At 69.7% G+C, this 16,765-nt stretch carries 14 protein-coding genes and 1 other RNA gene; 8 read left to right on the top strand and 7 right to left on the bottom strand.

All coding sequences use genetic code 11. The features are described 5' to 3' along the window. Positions 1-222, bottom strand: a 222-nt coding sequence (locus tag VF542_RS05575) for a CYTH domain-containing protein (protein WP_408650714.1), incomplete at its 3' end; no start/stop codon positions are given. A gap of 194 nt (positions 223-416) precedes the next feature. Here VF542_RS05575 and ssrA point away from each other — a divergent pair. Then, positions 417-792: a transfer-messenger RNA gene (gene ssrA / locus VF542_RS05570) on the top strand. A gap of 115 nt (positions 793-907) precedes the next feature. On the opposite strand, the gene VF542_RS05565 is transcribed toward ssrA, so the two are convergent. Next, the gene (locus VF542_RS05565; protein WP_408650713.1) at positions 908-1,963 is read right to left on the bottom strand and encodes a cobalamin-independent methionine synthase II family protein; all 1,056 of its coding nucleotides are present in this window, start codon (positions 1,961-1,963) and stop codon (positions 908-910) included. A 391-nt stretch (positions 1,964-2,354) separates the two neighbouring features. On the opposite strand from VF542_RS05565, the gene VF542_RS05560 reads away from it, so the two are divergent. Together VF542_RS05560 and VF542_RS05555 are read left to right on the top strand one after the other, a co-directional pair. Beyond that, a complete protein-coding gene (locus tag VF542_RS05560; protein ID WP_408650712.1) occupies positions 2,355-4,280 on the top strand; it encodes an adenylyl cyclase in 1,926 nt (641 codons plus the stop codon). Between the two features lie 357 nt (positions 4,281-4,637). After that, positions 4,638-5,189, top strand: a complete 552-nt coding sequence (locus tag VF542_RS05555) for a GNAT family N-acetyltransferase (RefSeq protein WP_408650711.1) — start codon at positions 4,638-4,640, stop codon at positions 5,187-5,189. Here VF542_RS05555 and VF542_RS05550 read toward each other — a convergent pair. From VF542_RS05550 to VF542_RS05535, 4 genes are all read right to left on the bottom strand, one after another. Next, positions 5,171-5,299: a hypothetical protein gene (locus VF542_RS05550; protein WP_408650710.1), complete on the bottom strand. Its 129-nt coding sequence runs from the start codon at positions 5,297-5,299 to the stop codon at positions 5,171-5,173. The two genes, VF542_RS05555 and VF542_RS05550, sit on opposite strands and share 19 nt — an antisense overlap. A gap of 105 nt (positions 5,300-5,404) precedes the next feature. Next, entirely contained in the window at positions 5,405-6,232 is an 828-nt protein-coding gene (locus tag VF542_RS05545; protein ID WP_408650709.1) for an SDR family NAD(P)-dependent oxidoreductase, read from the bottom strand. 51 nt (positions 6,233-6,283) lie between these two features. Continuing rightward, a complete protein-coding gene (locus tag VF542_RS05540) occupies positions 6,284-7,399 on the bottom strand; it encodes an NAD(P)/FAD-dependent oxidoreductase (protein WP_408650708.1) in 1,116 nt (371 codons plus the stop codon). A 185-nt stretch (positions 7,400-7,584) separates the two neighbouring features. Next, entirely contained in the window at positions 7,585-9,540 is a 1,956-nt protein-coding gene (locus VF542_RS05535; RefSeq protein ID WP_408650707.1) for a glycoside hydrolase family 3 N-terminal domain-containing protein, read from the bottom strand. A 257-nt stretch (positions 9,541-9,797) separates the two neighbouring features. Between VF542_RS05535 and VF542_RS05530 the strand changes: the two genes are divergently transcribed. Beyond that, a complete protein-coding gene (locus VF542_RS05530) occupies positions 9,798-11,126 on the top strand; it encodes a hypothetical protein (RefSeq protein ID WP_408650706.1) in 1,329 nt (442 codons plus the stop codon). A gap of 31 nt (positions 11,127-11,157) precedes the next feature. After that, positions 11,158-11,562 (top strand): hypothetical protein, encoded by a 405-nt coding sequence (locus tag VF542_RS05525; protein WP_408650705.1) that lies wholly within the window; start codon positions 11,158-11,160, stop codon positions 11,560-11,562. 63 nt (positions 11,563-11,625) lie between these two features. On the opposite strand, the gene VF542_RS05520 is transcribed toward VF542_RS05525, so the two are convergent. Continuing rightward, a complete protein-coding gene (locus VF542_RS05520; RefSeq protein ID WP_408650704.1) occupies positions 11,626-14,238 on the bottom strand; it encodes a glycogen debranching protein in 2,613 nt (870 codons plus the stop codon). Between the two features lie 289 nt (positions 14,239-14,527). Here VF542_RS05520 and VF542_RS05515 point away from each other — a divergent pair, with 289 nt between their 5' ends. From VF542_RS05515 to VF542_RS05505, 3 genes are all read left to right on the top strand, one after another. Next, the gene (locus tag VF542_RS05515) at positions 14,528-15,388 is read left to right on the top strand and encodes an AIM24 family protein (RefSeq protein WP_408650703.1); all 861 of its coding nucleotides are present in this window, start codon (positions 14,528-14,530) and stop codon (positions 15,386-15,388) included. 226 nt (positions 15,389-15,614) lie between these two features. Then, entirely contained in the window at positions 15,615-16,190 is a 576-nt protein-coding gene (locus VF542_RS05510) for a TerD family protein (protein WP_408650702.1), read from the top strand. Positions 16,191-16,307: 117 nt separating this feature from the next. Further along, the coding region (locus tag VF542_RS05505; protein ID WP_408650701.1) for a TerD family protein at positions 16,308-16,765 on the top strand (458 nt) is incomplete at its 3' end.

Genomic DNA, 16,765 nt, shown 5'->3' with positions numbered 1-16,765 from the left:
CACCTTCAGGTGCCATCCGGTGTCGGCCTCGCCGGTGCGCCGGCGCAGGGTCAGCCGGGACCGCAGCAGGTTGTGCTCGGCGGTGTCGTAGTAGGCGCTGGACAGCTGCACCGTCTGGCTCTGCACGCTGCAGCCAGGGCCGGCGAACTCGGCCAGGTCCCCGATCGTGAAGTCCGGGGCGACGTCGAACTTGGTCTCGATCTCGCGCTGAGTGTCGGCCACTGTGTAGTTGTACAGGGTGACTGGTGGGTAGGCGCCACTGATCGGGTGCGAGCGGGGTCAGGCCAGGCCACCAGAGGTTGGCCGGGGCTGACTGGTGATCAATTCGCTGCCGGCGCAACGGCCGGGCATGGCATGATGGGGGTGTCGGCGGCGTTCACGCGCGGGCCGGCTTGATGGGCGGGCAACGCCCAGAAGGGGGTGAATGGTCTCGACTTCGGACGTTGAGATGAGGGGAAGCGGGCCGAGGACCGCATTGCTGACCTCGTTAAAAAAGCGATGCACAAAAAAATAAGCGCCGATTCTAATCGCGCTGACTTCGTTCTCGCTGCCTAAGTAGCGGAACGGGTCTGTCAGCCCGGGTTCGTCACCGGCCCGGATCCTGGCATCAGCTAGGTGACTTACCGAACTCCCCGGTCGCGGGGGAGCACGGGACAACTCACAGCGACTGGGCCTGTCACACCGACTTGTGTGCGTGATCGGTGAGGCCGAGTAGAGACACCGCACACTGCGCCCGGAGAAGACCCATCAAAGCGACGAAGGACCCGGGTTCGATTCCCGGCACCTCCACTCGACAGTGGCCTTTTGGTCATGCGGTGCGAGCCGCTCCCGCTACCTGCTGTACCGCGGGTCCCACCACCGGCCGGGACGCGCTGTGCGGCGACTGCGTGCTGGTCCGGCGCTGGGCTCAGCCGCGTTCGGCGAGCGCCGTGCCCTGGACCCGTGCGGTGATCTTGCCGAAGGCGATCTCGCGCGAGGTCGAGGTGTCGTCCCCGAACGGGGCGAACCCGCAGTCGTCGCAGCTGCCGAGCTGACCGGCCGGGATGAACTCGGCGGCCTCCAGCACCCGATCCCGAACCTGCTCCGGGGTCTCGACCACCGGGTTGATGGGGTCGGTCACCCCGATGAACACCCGCTGGTCCGGCTGCAGGTTGTCCCGGATGATGGACAGGACCCGGCGCCGGTCCGGTTCGCTGGCCAGCTGCAAGTAGAACCGGCCGGCATGCAACCGGAAGAGGCTGGGCAGCAGCTCGGCGTAGTCCACGTCCAGGCTGTGCGTGGAGTCCAGGTCACCGCCCGGGCAGGTGTGCACGCCGATCCGGGCCCGGTCCGATTCGTCGAAGCGGTCAAGCACCAGGTTGTTCAGGGCGATGAACTGCTCCAGCACGCCCTTGGACGGGTCCAGCTTCACCGCGAGCCGGCCGTCGGTGAAGTCGAGTTGGACGGAGTCCGCCCCGGCGTCCAGACACTGCCGGATGTCCCGCTCGGCCTGATCGGCCAAGTCGGCCAGGAAGTCGTCCCGGGAGTAGCCCTCGATCGGCTCCGCCGGATACAGCAGGCTGAGCGCGGACGGTGCGATGACCGCCTGCTTCACCGGCACCGAGGCATAGCCCCGTGCCGCGGTGAGGTAGGACGCGGCGAACGCCTGATACCGGAACGGCCCGGTGGTCAACACCGGCAGTTGCCGCTCATGCCCATCGGCGAAGGGAATGCTCACCCCGCCGGCGGCCAGGCCGGGCAGGCCGTCGATCGGATAGGTGAGGAAACTGGGCTTGGTCTGCTCGCCGTCGGTGATGACCGGCGAACCGGTCTCCTCCAGCCGCTGGATGGTCTCGCGCAATGCCTGCTGCTGCAGCTGGCCGAACTCGTCGGCCCCGATCTTGCCGGCAGCATGGTCGGCCATCCCCTGCAGCAGCGCGGCCGGCCGGGGCACGCTGCCGATCTGCTCGGTCGGGATCGTCATTTCTCTGAGCCTGTCTCGGACATGCGGCCAACCTAACGACCCGAGCCGGATCGCGAAAGTCGCAATCTGGCCGTATGCAGCTGATGCGACGAACAGGCTGGAGTCCTCCGGAACAGCCGGCCGGTTTCCCGGCTATGTCGCGGCACGCTAGACGCGAACGCCCGTCGCCCTCGAACTGGTGGATACCATTATGGACCAAGTTACGATACTGGTTCGGCCCACGGCCCGCGCCCTTCCAAGATGGAGCGGCGTCCGTCGAGTGGAAGCTCCGCGCCATCACGTTCGCGCACCTCGCCGTTGGCTCCCGCCATGCGGGCAGCCACGGAATCGATCCGTGAGCGCGCTCTCACCCAGCATTTCCGGATGGCGATCCCACGGCTATCGTCACATCATGGACCACGCACAGCACCACCTCGGGCGGCGGACGCCGGCCCCGTTGCGCCCCGCGGCGATCACGGCATCGCTGGCACTGATCGCACTGCTCTTCTCCGTGACGACGGCTGGAACCGCCGCGGCGGCGCCCTCGCGACCCGCCGCCAGCGCAGGGCACCCGCGGCCGGCGCCGGGGCAGCCGAACCTCGGCCCCAACGTCCTGGTGTTCGACCCCTCGATGCCGCAGAGCCAGATCCAGGCCGCCGTGGACGCGATCGCCGCCCAGCAGATTCCGAACCAGTTCGGCCCCCAGCGGTACGCGCTGCTGTTCAAGCCCGGCACGTACGGCTCGGCGGCCTCTCCGCTGAACTTCCAGGTCGGCTACTACACCGAGGTTGCCGGGCTCGGGCAGAACCCGGGAGACGTCGTCATCAACGGCGCCATCGACGTCTTCAACCAGTGCGACGCCTCCGGATGCATCGCCCTGAACAACTTCTGGCGTTCGATGTCGAACCTCACGATCAACGTCGCCAATCCGGCCACCGGCGTCTACTCCGGCTGCCACAGCGGTGAGTTCTGGGCCGTGTCGCAGGCGGCACCGATGCGCCGGGTCCATGTCAACGGCCTGACCACGCTGATGGACTACTGCACCGGCCCGGCGTTCGCCAGCGGCGGCTTCATCGCCGACTCGCGCTTCGACGGCAGCACCGTGGTCAACGGTTCGCAGCAGCAGTTCTTCGTGCGCAACAGCACCCTCGACGGGTGGTCCAACGGCGTGTGGAACCAGGTCTTCGCCGGCGTGAACAACGCACCGGCGCAGTGCTTCCCGGCCGTGAGCGGAGGCTGCGGGCCCTACACCACCCTCGCGGCGACCCCGGCAAGCAAGGAGAAGCCGTACCTCTACGTCGACCAAGCGGGTGCCTACCGGGTGTTCGTCCCGTCGGCTGCCACCCACTCCGTCGGCGAGACCTGGTCGGCCACGACCCAGACGCCCGGCCGCTCGATCCCGCTGTCGGACTTCTACGTGGCCTCGCCCGCCGATTCGGCGCGCACCCTGAACCAGCAGCTCGCCCGCGGGCGGAACCTGCTGCTCACCCCCGGCGTCTACAACCTGGACTCGGCGGTGCGGGTCAAGCGGTCCGGCACCATCGTGCTCGGCCTCGGGCTGGCGAGCATCACCCCCACCCGCGGCAACATCGCGATGACGGTCGAGCACCCCGCGGGCGTCGACATCGCCGGCATCGTGTTCGACGCCGGCCCGATCAACTCCCCGGTCCTGCTGCAGATCGGCAAGAAGGCCGACCATCACCCAGCCGGCGGGGCGAGCAGGGGCGAGCCCACCGCGCTGCAGGACGTGTTCTTCCGGATCGGCGGGGCGCACCTCGGCAAGGCGACGGTGAGCCTGCTCGTCAACAGCGACAACGTGATCCTGGACGACATCTGGGCCTGGCGTGCCGACCACGGCGCCGGCGTCGGCTGGACGCAGAACACCGCTGACACCGGGCTCGTCGTGAACGGCGACAACGTCACCGCGACCGGCCTGTTCGTCGAGCACTACCAGAAGACCGAGGTCATCTGGAACGGCGAGAACGGCATCGTCGTGTTCTTCCAGAACGAGATGCCCTACGACGTCCCGAGCCAGGCGGCCTGGATGTCGGCGCCCGGCGTCGAGGGCTACGCCGCCTTCAAGGTCGGGCCGCAGGTGAAGCACTTCACCGGCTACGGCATGGGGTCCTACAGCTTCTTCAACCAGGGCATCGACATCTTCGCGGCAAACGCCTTCGTGGTGCCGGTAACCCCGGGCGTGACCATGCACGACCTGTTGACGATCTTCCTGGATCCCGTCAACGGCAGGGGCGGGATCCGCAACGTCATCAACGGCGTGGGCGGTTCCTCGACGATCGCCAACCCCGACGTGCCGGTCACGGTGGTCAATTACCCCTAGGTCTACGCACGAAGGCCCGTCCGTAGACGCGCACAGAGGGGTGAATGGTCTCGACTTCGGACGTTGAGATGAGGGGAAGCGGGCCGGGGACCGCATTGCTGACCTCGTTGAAAAAGCGATGCACAAAATATGCGCCGATTCTGATGGCGCTGAGTTTGTTCTCGCTGCCCAAGTAGCGGAACGGGGTCTGTCAGCCCGGGTTCGTCACCGGCCCGGTTCCTGGCATCAGCCAGGTGACTTACCGACCTTTTCGGCCGCGGGGCCCCGTCTGATTACGGTGTGATGATGCAGCTCCCAGCCGGTAGGGCTCGGAGCCCGACAGTATATGTTTGTCCGGTTTCTCCGGGGGAGGCGCGCGTGACTGGACTTGCCGTTCCGGCTGGCATCGTTGTGCGCGCGGCGGCCCCTGCTGACGCCGCGCGCGTGGCCGAGGTGCACGTCGCCTCGTGGCGTGCTGCTTACCGGGGCTTGATGCCGCAGGCGCTCCTTGACGGCCTGTCCGTGGAACGTCGGACGGTCGGGTGGGAGCGCAGCATCTCCGACGGTTCGACGCGGGTCCTTGTCGCGGCCGAGCCGGCCGGCGCCGTTGTCGGGTTCGTGGCGACCGGCGACTGCCGAGACGACGACGCTGGGCAGGGCGTCGGCGAGCTGTTCGCCATCTACCTCGACCCCGCCTGGTGGGACCGGGGTGTTGGGCGTGGGCTGTTCGAGGCGGGCACGGCGGCGCTCGCGTCCGAGTTCGACGAGGCGACGTTGTGGGTGTTGGACACGAACGCTCGTGCGCGAGGGTTCTACGAGCGCAACGGCTGGCAGCCGGACGGGGCGACGAAGCGCGCGACCATTGGCGACACCGAGGTCGAGGAGGTCCGCTACCGGCGCCGCCTCGCAGGTCAGCGCAGCGAGGGCTGACCGCGCCGATCGCGGTTGGTGCGCTGCGCGGCGGCGGGCTGGCCGGCTCCGACCTCTGCGGCCTCACGCAGGATGCGGTGGTAGGTGCCGACATCATCCCGGTTGTTCACGTCGCCAAACTCGCAGGTCCGCTGGCCTGCTCGTCAGCCGAACAGCGGCCGAGCCGGAGATCCTTTCGAATCTCGGGAGCCTGCCCTGCGGAAGTGTTCCGGCGTTCAGGAGAACTTGCTGCCGGGAATGCGGGGAAACTTGTCGAGCCCGAACACCTCGACCTGCGGCGAACGCTGCTGCACCAGCACCCCGCCATCGACGACCAGGCAGGCGCCGGTGACGTAGGCGGCGTCGTCGGAGGCCAGGAACACCGCCGGTCCGGCGATATCCTCCGGCGTCCCGCCCCGGCCCAGCGGCACCGTCTCGTCCCGCAGCTTGCGCGCCGCCGGTTCCAGATGCGCGGGGTTGGTGGCGATGAGCCCTGGCACCAGGGCGTTCACCCTGATGCCGTACGGCGCCAGGTCGAGTGCCAGGCTGCGGGTCATCGCCTCGATGGCGCCCTTGGTGGCGTCGTAGGCCACCATGCCGCGGTGCGAGCGGTTCGCTCCGCCGCTGGACATGTTGATCACGCAGCCGCCGCCGGCGGCCGCCATCAGGCCGGCGACCCCGCGGGTGCACAGGTAGTGGCTCGTGAGGTTGGTCCGCACCAGCCGGTCCCACCAGTCCTGGTCGCTGTCCAGGAAATGACGCAGCGTCGTGACGTCGCCGGCATTGTTGACCAGGATGTCGACGCGTGCGAACCGGTCCAGCGTCGCCTGGATCAACCGGTCGACATCGGCGGCGACGCCTGCGTCACCCCCCACGCCGATCACCTTCCCGCCGTCCTCGCCGATGGCTCGCGCCGCGCTCTCGGCACCGGCGACGTCGATGTCCGACAGCGCGATGCAGGCGCCTTCGGCGGCGAATCGGCTGGCGATCGCGAAGCCGATGCCGCGGGCGGCGCCGGTGACGATCGCTACCTTGCCGGTCAGTTCAGCTCTCGGTGCTCCCATGACGTCCTTCTCGTGAGTGGGATGGCTGGTGAGTGGGATGGCTGGCGAGGTTCAGATGACGATCGGCTCCACCCGGTTGCCGTCCGCGTCGGCGAACCGCTCGGCCCGCAACGGTGCCAGGTCGATCGAGGGCTGCCGACCGGTCACCAGCTCGGCAAGGTGCTCGCCGACCGCTGGTGAGAGTTGAAAGCCATGGCCCGAGAAGCCGGTGGCGTAGTAGAAGCCGCTCAGGTGTGCTGAGTGGCCGACCATGGCGTTGTGGTCCGGGCTCATGTCGTAGTCGCCGTGCCAGGTGGACTTGAGCGGCAGGTCGGCGATCACCGGCAGCCGATGCATCGCCGGTGCCATCATCTCCTCCGCGGTCAGCTCCCGGCCGCCGAAGAGAAGTCCCGGCCCTTCCCGGTGAAAGTAGAAACCGGTGGCGAAGTCGACGGTCAACGGCACGTCGCTGGAAATTCCGCCGCTGTGCGAGGAGAAGAAGATCCGCCGACGTTCCGCGCTGACCGGCAGGTCCACCCCCGCCGTGGCGGCGATCGCCCGCGAGCCGATGCCGGCGGCACAGATGACGGTCGGGGTGGCGATGCGCTCACCGCGCTCGGTCAGCACCGCCGCTACCCGCCCGTGTGCGGTGATGATCCGCGCGGCCCGCTCGCCCTGCCGGATGGTCACCCCGCTGCGGCGGGCTGCGGTGGCGTAGCCCTGCACCACGGCCTCCGGGGTGGCGAAGCCGTCCGACGGGCAGAAGGTCGCCCCCACCAGATCCCCGGTCACCAGCTGCGGCACCAGCTCGCCGGCCTCATCCGGGCTCAGCACCCGCACCGGAACGCCGAGAGACTGCTGCAGGGCAACCGACCGGTCGAAGATCGCCAGGTCGGACGGCGAACTGATCAGGAACAGGTAGCCCACCTGGCGGAGGAAGATGTCCACTCCGGTCAGCTGCTCGAAGGCGACCAGCTCGGCGAGCGAGCGCTGCGCCAGCCGCACGTTGAGCGGGTCGCCGTGCTGGAGCCGGATGCCGCCGGCGGCCTTGCTGGTGGATCCGCTGCCAAGGGTGTCCGCCTCGAGAAGGAGGACTTCGGTGAGCCCCGCCTCGGCCAGGTGGTAGGCGACGCTCGCGCCGATGCACCCGCCGCCCAGGATCACGGCATCAACGCCCAAGCTTCCCACTCCACTTCCGCTCCGGGCAGCCGAAGGGACCGCCAGGCACCCATGATCGTCCTTGCCGGGCTGGCGCTGAGCGGGGGTACCCGGCGGCGGGCTTCTCGTCGACGATTTCCAAGCCCGTCACCGGGTACCGGGGAGCACGCGTGCATCAGGCGGCGGCGGTCCGGGTGCGGTGCCGCGGTCAGCTCTCAGACGGGGACGTCTCCAGGAAGGCCCCACTGGACGGTTTCGACGCCGCGGACGTACCAGTACCCGGCGGCCGGTCGCCAGGCGGTGAGGTCGATGCCTCTGTCGCCGTTGTAGTCACCGGGCACCGGGAGGTCGCCGGGCCGGCCCCACACCACGCGCAGCAGGCTGCGGACGTACCAGGTGCCGTCCGAGGGTCGCCACACCGCGAGGTCGGCGCGGCCATCCAGGTTGTAGTCGGCGGCCACCGGCACGTCTCCGGCCCGGCCCCAGACCACGCTCGGCGTGCCCCGGACGTACCAGGTGCCGTTCGAGGGTCGCCACACCGCGAGGTCGGCGCGCCCGTCGCCGTTGTAGTCGGCGGGCACCGGATGGTCGCCGGGCAGGCCCCACACCACGGCCGGCAGGCCGCGCACGTACCAGGTGCCGTTCGAGGGTCGCCACACAGCCAGATCGACGCGCCCGTCATGGTTGTAGTCGGCAGGCACCGGCACGTCGCCGGCCCGGCCCCAGATCACGCCTGGCACGCCGCGCACGAACCAGGTGCCGGTCGAAGGCCGCCAGACCGCGATCTCACTGCGCCCGTCGCCGTTGTAGTCACCAGGCACCGGGACGTCGCCGATATCGCCCCATTGCGCCGCCGGGGTGCCGCGCACGAACCAGGTGCCACTGGACGGCCGCCAGACGGCAAGGTCGGCGCGGCCGTCGCCGTTGAAATCCGCGCCGCCGACGGCAGCGGCCACCTCGGAGAGCAGTCCGCGCGCCTGCTTGGTCCTGAGCACCAGCAACGCCGCGGAGTCGACCTTGGACCGGAACGACGGGCTGCTCGCGACTCGGGCCGACACCGCGTCGACCATGGCCGGGATCGTGTTGGCGTCGACGTTCAGCACCATGTCGCCGCCGGCGTCCAGGAAGTTGACGGCACGCTGGCCCGGGGACCACGCCGCCACCTGCTCGGCGTTGCCGAGGTCGTCGCTGATCACCACGCCCCGGAACCCCAACCGGCTGCGCAGGATCCCGCCGATCACCGTGGGCGAGAACGCCGCCGGGCGGTCCGGATCGATCAGCTGGTAGTACGCCGAGGACATCATCACGAAGGCGGCACCTGCCTGCATGCCGGCCTGGAACGGCGCCAGGTAGGCATCGTCGGACCTGGTGACGTAGTCGGTGACGCCGGCGGTGGTGTCGGTGTTCGCATCGACCCGGCCCAGGCCCGGAAAGTGCTTGACCGTCGTGGTGACCCCGGCCAGTGCCATACCCCTGACCACCGCCGCACCGTGCGGGCCGACGACCTCCGGGGTGTGGCCGTACTCGCGGTTGTAGTACCCGATCGGGGGGTTGGCCTGTCCGGCCGGCACCGTGTCCATCACCGGCGCCAGGTTCAGGTTGACGCCGGCCGCTGCCAGCTGGTCGCCCCAGTGCCGGGCGGCGCCCTGCAGGGTGGCGGTGGACCAGCCGCCCTGGGTCAGCGCCTGTGGAATGGTGGAGAACCCGGTGCCGGACAGCACCTGGACATAGCCGCCCTCCTGATCAGAGCTGACGAACAGCGGTACCCCGCGGGTCGCCGGCGAGGTGGCGCGCGCCTGCAGGCGGTCGGCAACGGCCCGGGTGGCAGCGACGCCCCGGCCACTGCGACCGGTGAGGATCACATTGCCCACGTGGTAATTGGTGATCGCCGACAGCGCCGCCGAGCTGGGTCCGGTCGCGGCGGCGCCGACCATGAACAGCTGGCCGATCCGCTGCGCCTCGGTCATCGCGGTGAACAGGGCCTGGGCACCAGGCGCCGGGACCATCGTCGGTGCCGGCATCACGGGCGCGGCGCCAGCCGCCGCCTCCGGCACGATCGAGCCGGCTTCGATGACCGGACCGGCACCTGCCGAAGCCGCTGCCACGCCGGCCACCAGGGCACCCGTACTCAGGACCAGGGCCCACTGGCGTACCACTCGGTGATGCTTCATGTCCGCAGCCTTTCCATCCCTTGCATAACAGACAACTTGCCTGCCTAGCAGAAACTCGTCCCGCCTAACAGACAACTTGTCGACGAAAGATGTTGCGGCACGCGGGCTCGGAGCGGGGTGCGCCGACACACTAGCTCCCGGGCTCCGCCACGGACGGTGTGTGCTCGGCAAGTCCGGACGAGACGTTCGGGTCGTTCCGCCGTCACGATCAAGCGGCAAGTGGCACCGCAATCCACGCGCGGGGTCCAGAATGAGGCATGGGCCGTGACGACGCGTACGCCGACGACATCGACTGGCTCGACGTCGACTCGGACGCGACGGGTGGGACGGGTCCGCCGCGCCGACCCTGGCCGAGGTGGTTGACCCTGACGGTCACCGGTGTGGTCGTCGCAGTGGTGGTCGGCTTCATGAACCTCGCCCGCCGGGACCCGACCGCATCCTCCGCCAGGCCGGTACCGACGCCGCCCGCTTCCTCGACCCGGCCCGCGCCCGAGACGTCGGCAGCCGTGCCCGCCCAGCCGTTGGTGCCGGCGGTCTCGGTCACCGAGCTGGGCCACCCGTTGCTGGGTGTGAAGGCCGGCTGGGAGCTGGTCGGCCGCGGCCCCGACGAGCTGGTCAGGATCCAGCCCGCCGCCGGCCGGATCATCAGTACCGCGCTGCCCGACCTGCGCAGCGGCGGGCCGGTGTACCTGCTGGCCGGGCCTGATCGGGTGATCGTCCGGCCGCTGGACCGGGTGCCGGCCTACGTGGTGGCCGACGGCCAGACGGCCGCGGAGCTGTCGCCGCTGCTCAACGAGGACGGCCCGGCGTTCCCTGGGCCCAAGCCCGGCCAGATGTGGGTCCGGCCGGCCGACGACCACCAGCCGGTGATGGCACTGGCCACCCTGGACGGCAAGAGGCTCGCTGACTTCGTCCCGGTCCCGTCCGGGAGCTCCACCTTCGACGCGATCGCCGACGGGGCGGGTTACCTGCTGTTCCCGGGCATCGGCGGCCTGTACCAGGCCCGGCCCGAGGGCATGCGCCGGATCAGCACCGGCGCGCTGCTCGCGGCCGGTCCCACCGGATGGCTGGTGATCGAATGCGACGAACGGTACCGCTGCCAGACGGTGCTGATCAGCCGTGCGGACGGGCGCCGGAAGACGGTGGCGGACAGGGCGTTGGGCCGCGATTCGCCGCGCGGGGTGATCTCGCCCGACGGCTCCACGGTGGCGGTGCTGACCTCCCGTCCGGAGGGGACCGTCGAGGTGGCCGTGCTCGACGTGGCCCGCGGCAGCTGGCTGCGGGTGGTCAACCTGGCCGTGACCCAGGCGACCCTGGACGGCGCCCTCGCCTTCTCACCCGATGGCAAGTGGCTGTTCGCCGTCACCGCGGGCGGGTCGATCGCGGTGATCAACCCCCGGACCTCGACCGCCAGCATCCTGGACGTGCCGATTCCGGTGCTGAACCAGCTCGTGGTGCGCCCGGCCACCCGCGCCGAGCCGGCCCCGGGCGCCAGGACGGCGGTCTCGGCCGCTGACAAGGTGGTGTCGCCGGACGTTGCCGCGGCGCTGACACCGACCTGCTGCCGGCCGACTCCCGATGAGTGACAAACCGCCGGGTCGGCAGCACACTCGCTGGATGCGCCAAGCCTTCGCCCACGACGCCGAACTGGCGATGCCCGACACCGCCGCCGACGGTGCTCCCGGAGCGGCCATCACCGTCGCCCTGTGCGGGCACTGGGAACACCAGCCACCATGCCCGCTGGCGCCGCACCACACCCGCGCCGACCGGGACGGCGACACCGTCCGGCTGCGCATCCTGTTCGCGACCGAGCCCGAGCGGGTCGAGGAGGTGCGCCGGCGGATCGAGCAGGCTCTGCGGGCGGGCGAGGTGCCGGTACCTGACGGATCGGTGGCTGACGGGCTGGTGCCTGACGGACCGGCCCCCGACCGGCCGCGCGTCCGCTGGCAGCTCCGCCACGGCGGACCGGCGCAGGTCAGCGAGGCCGAGCAGGACCACGCGGAGCGGTTGATCCTGAGTTGACCGGCCCAGGACCCGGCGCCGATCGCCGGGCCCTGAAGCCGATCGCCGGTCAGGTGGTAATGGTCAGGTGGTGATCGTCAGGGTGTGCCGACCCTTGCCGGTCGACACCGTCACCTCGGTGCCGCGGTTGGTGTGCACCATGCGGTAGTCGTGCACGGTCCGCCCGTCGAGCTTCACGCTGTGCGGGTGCGTCCCGCGGGGCAGGGTGTGCCCGATCAGCACCCGGTCGGCGTTGGTGGCGCGGCTGACGTAGATGCTGGTGCGGTAGGTGTCGCCGGTGTGCGTCGCTCGCACGTCGGCCGAGCCGCTGCCGAGCCGGATGTCCTTGCCCTGCACCATGTGCTGCCCCGGTGGCAGCTGCGCAACGATCTCCAGCCGCTCGTGGCCGAGGTCGGGGCGGACGCCCAGCCATTGGTGCACCACCGCCCACGCGGTGCCGTAGTTGCCCCACGCCTGCATGAACATCGAGCGGCAGGTCCAGCACCGGTCGATGTTGGCGCCCTGGTCCGGCGACGGGAAGATTTCCGGCATCGCGCCGGGCTGCTCGTCCGGCGTGCCGCCGGTGGCGGGCTCGGCGAACATCGGCTCGGCCAGCGCGTGCAGGTACCGCTGCTGCTGGTCGGGCCCCAGCCGTCCGTAGTTGCCTTCGCCCACCGACTGGATCGAGGTCGTCAGGCCGTAGGCGATCCGCTCACCCTGCCCGGTCGGGCCGCCGCCGCAGCCGGTGTGGAACAGCCCCCGGTTGAACGGCGTGGTGCCGCTGAAGCAGTCGTTCTCGCGGCCGGCCAATGCCGCGTTCCCATGGGCGAACGGCGCGAGGCCCGGCACCGTCCGGCCGTTGACGTGCAACTCGACCTCCATGGGCGTCTGGCCGATCCAGTGCTTCTGGAACGACTGGACATTGCCCGGGTCGGTGAGGGAGTCGGCGTACTGCGATGCGGCCTGGTACCACCACGCGGCGTCGAAGCGCTGCTGCAGCGACCGGGCCAGCTTGCTCGTCCAGGCGTAGGTGGCCTTGTCGTGCTTGGCGTGCGCCATGTCGGCGAGGTCGTACAGGCCCCGCAGGAAGTACACAGTGTTGTCCAGCTTCTCCGTGCCCATGCCGGTGCGCTCGACGTTGCCCAGTCCCTCCGGGAAACCGTCGTGGTCGGCGTCGAGGTTCTTCACCACGTAGCGCAGGTTGCGGACGCTGAAGTCATACATCTCGTCGCGGAACCGGTCGTTGCCGGTCCAGCGCCAGATCAGCGCGACGGTGCTGGGGAACTTGACGGTCTCGTCGGTGTTGAAGTTGTAGCTGACGGTGCCGTCCGGGTTGGTGGTGCGGGAGTCCTGGCCGAACCAGACCGAACCGTCCGAGACCACCTCGTGGGTCACCACGCCGGAGCGGTTGTTGAGCAGGTCCGAAACGTCGCGCAGCGCTCGCATATGCGCCTCGATGGCTTCGAACTGGCCGACCGCCACCGAGGCGAACGCGGTGTACTCGGCATCGGTTGCGAAGATCCACGGGTAGTCCGGATAGCCCGCGCCGATGAAGGTCGCCGATCGCACGGTGCCGGCCGGGGCGGGGAACTGCTTGCCCTGGTTGGTCCAGCGGACCTGCATGTCCCGCGCGGTCTGGGTGAGGTCGGCGATGTTCTGCTTGCCCCAGTCGATGGCGTTCTGCACCAGCCGGTCGCCGGGCAGCGACAGCTTGGTGCGGGCTGCCAGCCGCTCGCGGGCGGCGATCTTGGCGGCCAGCTGGGCGCCAGGGTTGCGCAGTGCCCGGGACAGCTCGTGCCGGGCCGACTTCAGGCCGGTGTCCGAACCGGCAGCCGCCAGCCAGACGGTCTCGGAGCCACCGGCGGGCAGGTTCAGGGTGTAGGTCAACCGGCCGCCGGTGCCGCGCCCGAACGGCCCGTCGTCGCACTGGGACGGCTTCGGGTCGGCGGGTGCGCCCGATTCCTTGCCGGTACAGCGGTGCCCCGGCTGCGGGCCCCAGAACTGACCGCCGATCTGGCCGGTGTCGGCCTTCAGCGAGGTGCCGACCAGCGCCGCGTAGTGGTGGGTCGGTGCGCCGGGCAGCGCGCCGTCCTCGGTGAACACCAGGTTCCTGCCGTCATAGCGGCCCTTGTCGGGAAGGTTGTCGCTGGCATTCGGCTTCACGCCGTCGAATCCCCACGGGTACTGGCCCATCAGCTCCGAGTGCGCGTCGACGGACAGCTTCGCGGTCCGGGCCGCCCCCGGGTTGGTGATGGTGAGTCCGAACAGCGCGGCCCGGGTGCCGTCCGGCACGAAGTCGGTGCGCTGGACCCGCAGGCCCGCGGTGTCGGGAAGCTGGAAGCGGGTGTAGCCCCAGCCGCTGGAGAACTTGGTCGCGGGCCCCACCCACTGGCCGTCGAGGCCGAACCAGACGCCGTCGAGCAGCTTCACCGGCGGCGTCCAGACCCCGCCCATCTCACCGGTGATGTGCCAGCCGTTGGCATAGAACCGGCCGTCCTCGAAGCCGATCGAGTAGGCCCGGGTACCGGCCGCCACCTCCCGGCGGTCGGCCAGCCGGCTGGTCACCGACAACTCGGGTCCGCTGGCCGGCCCGGTGGATCTCGCGGCAGCTTCCGAGCCCGCGGCCGGCTGGCCCAGCATCGAGATGCTGAGGACCACTCCGGCTGCTGACAGGACTGTTGAGGCTCTTGCGAACATGGGCCCTCCGAATTCGCGCTCCGGGCTTGGCGCTGGGTGCGGCGCGCACCGGAAACCGCTGCGGCCACGCGACGAACGGCTGCTTGGACGTCGGTTCACCCTGGTGGCCGGGGAGTCCTAGCGTCTCGCCGAATAGCCGCAAGGTCAACGGTGCACCGTTTTCAGCGGGCACTCAGCCGAAGGTGCCAGACTCGGGTTCGGCTGGAAGCTCTCAGCTGGACCGCCGCCGGGCGATGCGGTCCGCGGCACGATCCAGCACATGCCGTCGGTGTTCAGGGGAGGAAACCGGATGAGTCTCGACGTCCAGATCAGCGGAAACGTCATGCAGATGGCGATCGTGCAGCTGCGGCCCGGGCAGACCGTCTACAGCGAGGCGGGCAAGTTCCTGTTCAGTTCGGCCGACGTGACGATGCAGACCAAGCTCACCGCGCCGGCCGGGGCGGGTCAGCCCGGCGGCGGTCAGCCCGCAGGCGCGGGCGGCGGTCAGCCCGCAGGCGGCGGTCAGCCCGCGGCCGCAGGCGGCCTGAGCGGCATGCTGCGCGGCGCGATGGACGTCGGCAAGCGGGTGCTGGCCGGGGAATCCTTCGCCTTCTGCCACTTCACCACCACCGGCGGCGACGGCCTGCTGGCCCTGGCCGGGGTGCTGCCGGGGGAGATGCGGGTGCTCGAGCTGGACGGCCAGACCACCTGGTTCGCCGAGAAGGACGCCTTCGTCGCGGCCGAGGCCGGGGTGAACTTCGACATCGCCTTCTCGGGCCTGCGGCAGGGCTTCGCCGGCGGCGAGGGCTTCGTGCTGGAGAAGTTCACCGGCCGGGGCAGCCTGATCATCGCCGGTGCCGGCAACTTCATCGACATCAACCCGGCCGATTACGGGGGCCGGCTGAAGGTGGACACCGGCTGTGTCGTCGCCTGGGACCACCGGATCTCCTACGGCGTCGAACGGGTGGGCTCGCTGAACCGGGCCGGGGTGATGAACGCGATGTTCGGTGGCGAGGGCATGTCGCTGGCTACGCTCACCGGCAACGGCTCGGTGATCCTGCAGTCGATGACCATCGACGGGCTGGCCAAGGCGCTGCGCAAGAACATGGGTGCCGGTGACAAGAAGACGGGCGCCGGCATGGGTGGGCTGTTCTCCGGCAGCACCGAGTGACGCCGGGGCAGCCCCGCATCACATTGCGCTTACTTCTCCACCCCAATCAGTAATCACATCAGGCTCACATGACGCTTACATCGCCGCTCCATCACAGCGGCCATACCTGACGGAACTTCCCAGCTGCCCTGCTCGTATCACTAACATGAAGGTCGCCGTCCGCTCGGGGCGGCGATGATCGGCCATGAAGGCCCCGCGGCCTTCCTCTAGTCACCTGGAGTTTCTCGTGGGAGTCAGCCTCACCAAAGGCGGCAACGTCTCGCTCACCAAGGCAGCGCCCGGCCTGACCGCGGTCACGGTCGGCCTGGGCTGGGACGCCCGCACCACCGACGGCCAGGACTTCGACCTCGACGCCAGCGCGATCGCCTGCGGCTCCAACGGCAAGGTCCTGTCCGACAAGCACTTCATCTTCTTCAACAACCTCGCCAGCCCCGACGGCTCGGTGGAGCACACCGGTGACAACCTGACCGGTGAGGGGGAGGGCGACGACGAGCAGGTCAAGGTCAACCTCGCCGGGGCGCCCGCCGAGATCGACAAGATCGTCTTCCCGGTGTCGATCTACAACGCCGAGGCCGGCGGCCAGAGCTTCGGTCAGGTGCGCAACGCCTTCATCCGGGTGGTGAACCAGGCCGACGGCTCCGAGCTGGCCCGGTACGACCTGTCCGAAGACGCCTCGACCGAGACCGCCATGGTGTTCGGCGAGCTGTACCGCAACGGTGCCGAGTGGAAGTTCCGCGCCGTCGGGCAGGGCTACACCTCCGGCCTGGCAGGCATCGCCCGGGACTACGGCGTCAACGTCTGACCATCGGGGTCTGATCGTCCGTTCCGGGGCAAACCTCCAACCACCGCGCCGGTTCTGGCATACGGTGCCACCAGGCTTGCCGATCGGCGGGCAGCGCAGCGCGCAGGAGGTATGTGCATGGGAGTCAGCCTCTCCAAGGGCGGCAACGTCTCGCTCACCAAGCAGGCGCCGGGCCTGTCCGCGGTGGTGGTCGGCCTCGGCTGGGACGAGCGCCTCACCAGCGGGCAGGCCTTCGACCTCGATGCGAGCGCGCTGATGCTCAACGCGGCCGGCCGGATCCTGTCCGACCTGCATTTCGTGTTCTTCAACAACCTCACCAGTCCGGACGGTTCGGTGGAGCACACCGGCGACAACCTCACCGGCTCGGGCGAGGGGGATGACGAGCAGATCAAGGTCGATCTGAGCCGGGTGCCGCCCGAGGTGGACCGGATCGTGTTCCCGGTGTCGATCTATGAGGCCGACAGCCGCCGGCAGAACTTCGGCCAGGTCCGCAACGCCTTCATTCGGGTCATCAACCAGGCCGACGGCGCCGAACTGACCCGCTACGACCTGTCCGAGGATGCCTCCAGCGAGAC

The sequence above is a fragment of the Jatrophihabitans sp. genome (genome assembly GCF_036389215.1).
Classification (GTDB): Bacteria; Actinomycetota; Actinomycetes; order Mycobacteriales; family Jatrophihabitantaceae; genus Jatrophihabitans_A.
The sequence above is the reverse complement of the archived record's forward strand: the minus strand, read 5'-3'. Positions and strand labels throughout refer to the sequence as shown.

Bases quoted from the DNA above. Each gene is read 5' to 3' on its own strand.
- VF542_RS05565 (WP_408650713.1), bottom strand. From the start codon at position 1,963: ATGACGATCCCGACCGAGCAGATCGGCAGCGTGCCCCGGCCGGCCGCG.
- VF542_RS05560 (WP_408650712.1), top strand. From the start codon at position 2,355: ATGGACCACGCACAGCACCACCTCGGGCGGCGGACGCCGGCCCCGTTG.
- VF542_RS05545 (WP_408650709.1), bottom strand. From the start codon at position 6,232: ATGGGAGCACCGAGAGCTGAACTGACCGGCAAGGTAGCGATCGTCACC.
- VF542_RS05535 (WP_408650707.1), bottom strand. From the start codon at position 9,540: ATGAAGCATCACCGAGTGGTACGCCAGTGGGCCCTGGTCCTGAGTACG.
- VF542_RS05530 (WP_408650706.1), top strand. From the start codon at position 9,798: ATGGGCCGTGACGACGCGTACGCCGACGACATCGACTGGCTCGACGTC.
- VF542_RS05525 (WP_408650705.1), top strand. From the start codon at position 11,158: ATGCGCCAAGCCTTCGCCCACGACGCCGAACTGGCGATGCCCGACACC.
- VF542_RS05520 (WP_408650704.1), bottom strand. From the start codon at position 14,238: ATGTTCGCAAGAGCCTCAACAGTCCTGTCAGCAGCCGGAGTGGTCCTC.
- VF542_RS05515 (WP_408650703.1), top strand. From the start codon at position 14,528: ATGAGTCTCGACGTCCAGATCAGCGGAAACGTCATGCAGATGGCGATC.